4 protein-coding genes are annotated in these 3,731 nt (G+C 69.6%); all 4 read right to left on the bottom strand.

The features are described 5' to 3' along the window. Nucleotides 1-507: ATP-binding cassette domain-containing protein (locus tag PHQ87_RS14920; RefSeq protein ID WP_300236051.1), on the bottom strand; the 507-nt coding region annotated here is incomplete at its 3' end. Between the two features lie 10 nt (nucleotides 508-517). Continuing rightward, on the bottom strand, nucleotides 518-922 hold the full coding sequence (locus tag PHQ87_RS14915) for a hypothetical protein (RefSeq protein WP_300236048.1): 405 nt from the start codon (nucleotides 920-922) through the stop codon (nucleotides 518-520). A gap of 190 nt (nucleotides 923-1,112) precedes the next feature. After that, nucleotides 1,113-2,849 carry a single-stranded-DNA-specific exonuclease RecJ gene (gene recJ, locus PHQ87_RS14910; RefSeq protein WP_300236047.1) on the bottom strand — a complete coding sequence of 579 codons (1,737 nt, stop codon included), beginning with the start codon at nucleotides 2,847-2,849 and terminating at the stop codon, nucleotides 1,113-1,115. 10 nt (nucleotides 2,850-2,859) lie between these two features. Continuing rightward, on the bottom strand, nucleotides 2,860-3,731 hold an 872-nt coding region (locus PHQ87_RS14905), incomplete at its 5' end, for a phosphoglycerate mutase (protein ID WP_300236044.1).

Below are 3,731 nucleotides of genomic sequence, written 5' to 3'. Positions count from 1 at the left end.
CTCGTCGATCATCAGCAGCGCTGGCTGCGACAGCGCATGCGAGAGGATGGTGATGGCGCGCTGGTGCGCCCGGGTCTGCTCGATCAGGGGCTGGTTCAGTCGTTGCGCCAGCGTGCCCAGCCCGTGCAATGCCAGTGTCTCGGCGGCGTGCTCGTTCCACGAGGTGCCCGTGCGCAGATCCTGTGTCCGCAACTGGTGCACCAGCGCATCGCGCACCGTGGCCTGCATGATGGCCACATGCTGCTGCACCAGCGCCGGGCGGCGCAGATGCAGGGGCTGGCCGGCCAGCCATGCCCGGCCCCAGATGCGGAAATTCGGGTTGTTGTCATGCAGGCCCGCCAGTACCCGCAGCAGCGTGGACTTGCCGGCCTTGACCGGCCCCATCAGCACATCGATGCCATCGACCTCCAGTTGCAGGTCGATGTCGGTGAGGATGAGCCGGTTGCCGAACGTGACGCCGAAGCCTTCAAGCAGCAACAGGGGAGCTTCCCCGGCAGTTCCGAGCACGGCAGGACTCTCAGACCGCGGCTTCGATCTCGGGCATGGCCATGCGGGCCTTGGTCAGTGCCATGCCCAGGTTGGCCGTGCGGCGGCAGACAAAAACCGCCACATAGTCGGGGTAGCGCTTGCCCCGCAGGAACACGTGGATCAGGTTGTCGCTGTTGACCACGATCTCCTGGAAGTAGTGGTGGCCGTCGTCTTCCAGCCCGCGCGACTTCTTGAACATCTTCTCGATCATGGTGATGTTCTGGCCGGCGAACAGATCGGCGGTGGCGGCGGCGACCAGGGCGATCACTTCCTGCGGATGCGAATCGACGGTCTTGACGCTGAGCAGCATGCCCGATCCGATATCGACATAACCTCCCGCGACACATTCGGGGATGGTGTTGATCATGGCAGCGAGTTTGGCGTCGAGGGACATGGCAGATGTAGGTAGATGCGGGATGGGAAGCGGAGGCGGTGCCAATCTGGCCGGAATGCGGCACCGTGGCGCAGCCTGTAGCCTATAGTACGTAATTCTACCGGTCCGCCCGCATTGAGGGGCAACTTGATCGATATCAAGCCTGGTATGCCGACTACTGGTAGCGTTACACCGACAATCGGAGATTACCCTAGAATTCTGCCCCCTCCAGCAGGAAGCGCACGCGCCGCTGGCCCTGCCAGTCGTCCACATCGAGCCGATAGGCGATCTTCACGCGGCCGGGCAGCGGTTCGGTGTGCCCGAACCAGATGCCGTCCACCGGGTCGCCCTGGTGGCGCAGCTTGAGTTGCAGGTGGCGCTCGCCCACCAGCCGCTGCGAGACGATCTCCACCTCTTCGCAAAACACCGGCGGTGCGAAGCCCTGGCCCCAGACCTCGCGGTGCAGGGTGTCCACCAGGTCGGGGCGGCGGTACTGGCGCTCCAGCGCGCCGTCGGCCTCGAGGGTGCGTTGCAGCGTGGCGGCGTCCAGCCATTCGTGGGCCACCTCGGCCAGCGCCTGCTCGAATGTGTCCAGGTGTTCCTCGTCGATGGTGCAGCCGGCCGCCATGGCATGGCCGCCGAAGCGCAGCAGCACACCGGGATACCGCTTGGCGACCAGGTCCAGGGCATCGCGCAGGTGGAAGCCCGGAATGGAGCGGCCCGAGCCCTTGAGTTCGTTTTCCTGGCCCTCGGCGGCACTGGGCGCGAACACGAAGGTCGGCCGGTGGAGCTTTTCCTTCAGACGTGAGGCCACGATGCCGACCACGCCCTCGTGGAAATCGGGGTCGAACACGGTGACGGCCGGCGGCGGCGTCTCCGATTCGTCGAACATCTCCTCGGCCAGCATCAGTGCCTGCTCGCGCATCTCGCCCTCGATGCCCTTGCGCTCGCGGTTGATGCCGTCGAGCGCGCGCGCCAGCTCGTCGGCACGACCGGGATCGTCGGTGAGCAGGCATTCGATGCCCAGCGTCATGTCCGCCAGCCGGCCGGCGGCGTTCAGGCGCGGGCCAAGGGCGAAGCCGAAATCGAAGGTGGTGGCCGCGGCCGGGCGCCGGCCCGCGACCTGGAACAGGGCCGCCATGCCCGGTGGCATGGCGCCGGCGCGCACGCGCTTGAGGCCTTGGGCGACCAGGCGCCGGTTGTTGGCGTCGAGCCGGACCACGTCGGCCACGGTGCCCAGCGCCACCAGCGGCAGCAAGGCATCAATGCGTGGTTGATGCTTCGCATCGAACACCCCGCGCGCGCGCAGCTCGGCACGCAACGCCAGCAGCACGTAGAACATCACGCCCACGCCGGCGATCGATTTGCTCTCGAATGCGCAGCCGGGCTGGTTCGGGTTCACGATCAGGCAGTCCTGTGGCAGCGTCACGCGGCCGTCGAGCACCGCGGGCAGGTGATGATCGGTCACCAGCACCTTCAGGCCGGCCTCGCGCGCCGCCTGCACGCCGGCCACGCTGGCGATGCCGTTGTCCACGGTCAGCAGCCAGTCGGCGCCGCGCTGCTTCACACGCCGGGCGATGGCGGGTGTGAGGCCGTAGCCGTCGGTCACGCGGTCGGGCACGAGGTAGTCCACCCGGTCCCAACCCAGCGGGGCGCCCAGCAGCTTCAGGCCGCGCACCGCCACGGCGCAGGCGGTGGCGCCGTCGCAGTCGTAGTCGGCCACCACGCACACGTGCTCGCCGGCCTGCAGGGCATCGGCCAGGGCGCGGGCCGCATCCTGTGCGCCCAGCAGCCGGTCCGGTGGAATCAGCAGGGCCAGTGCGTCGTCCAGTTCGTCCTTTTGCCGGATGCCGCGTGCGGCGAACAGGCGCGCCAGCAGCGGGTGCAGACCGGCCTGCTCCAGGGCCCAGGCGGCGCGGGGGGGGACGTCTCGGGTGATGATCTTCATGGGTGGGGGTTCACAGGGTGTCCAGCACCGCCAGCGACGGCCGCGCGGCGAACAGCCGGGTCAGGCGCGCACCGAGGCCGGTGGGGGCACAGGCATAGGTGATGGCACGGCGCTCGCCGGCCAGGGTCAGGTGCACGGCCTCGCCGGCGCGCAGGCGGGCCAGCAGTGTGGCGATGCTGTCGGCATCCAGCGCCCGCCAGGCCTGGGCGTAGGCATGGGCGTCCAGGGCCAGGGCGCTGTCGCGCAGCCGGCTGTCAACGGCGACATGCGGGGCGGGGGCGGGCAGGGCATCGAGCACGCCGGCACCGGTGACCCAAAGGGCATTGACCAGGGTCTGGCGGCGCTGCGCGCGCTCGTCGTTGACGCGGTGGGCATAGAACAGCATCTGCATTTCGTTGTGCAGGCGCTGCCAGCGCGCGGCGTGGGGGTGGCCGGTGAAGTGCAGCACCTCGGGCATGAGGTGGCGGCCCGCCAGCCGGTCCATCGACCAGGTGGGCAGGCCGCGCAGCGGCTCGCCCGTGGCCAGCCAGGCGTCGGGCGACACATAGCGCAGGGTGATGCCGTCCTCGGCGAAGAACGGCGCCGCCGCGTCGAGCAGCGCACGCGAGTCGGCCTCGTCCAGCGCCAGTTGCCCGGGTGGCGCCAGCAGCACCTGGTCGGCACCCACCTGCAGGTGGCAGGGCCGGAGCCAGCCGCAGGGCGCGCCCGTGGTGCGCGTTTCGAACGCCGCCCAGGGCACGCGGCCGGGCTCGGCCGGCAGCCCCAGCAGGTGCGCCAGCGCCAGCTCGTGCGGCATCGAGGGGCCTTCGGCCCCGGTGTCGATCCGGTCCACGGCCTGCATCCGCCGCAGCAGCGCCACCAGGTTCGGCAGATCGGCCGCGG

The organism is Hydrogenophaga sp. (assembly GCF_028698005.1).
GTDB lineage: Bacteria > Pseudomonadota > Gammaproteobacteria > Burkholderiales > Burkholderiaceae_C > Hydrogenophaga.
The sequence above is the reverse complement of the archived record's forward strand: the minus strand, read 5'-3'. Positions and strand labels throughout refer to the sequence as shown.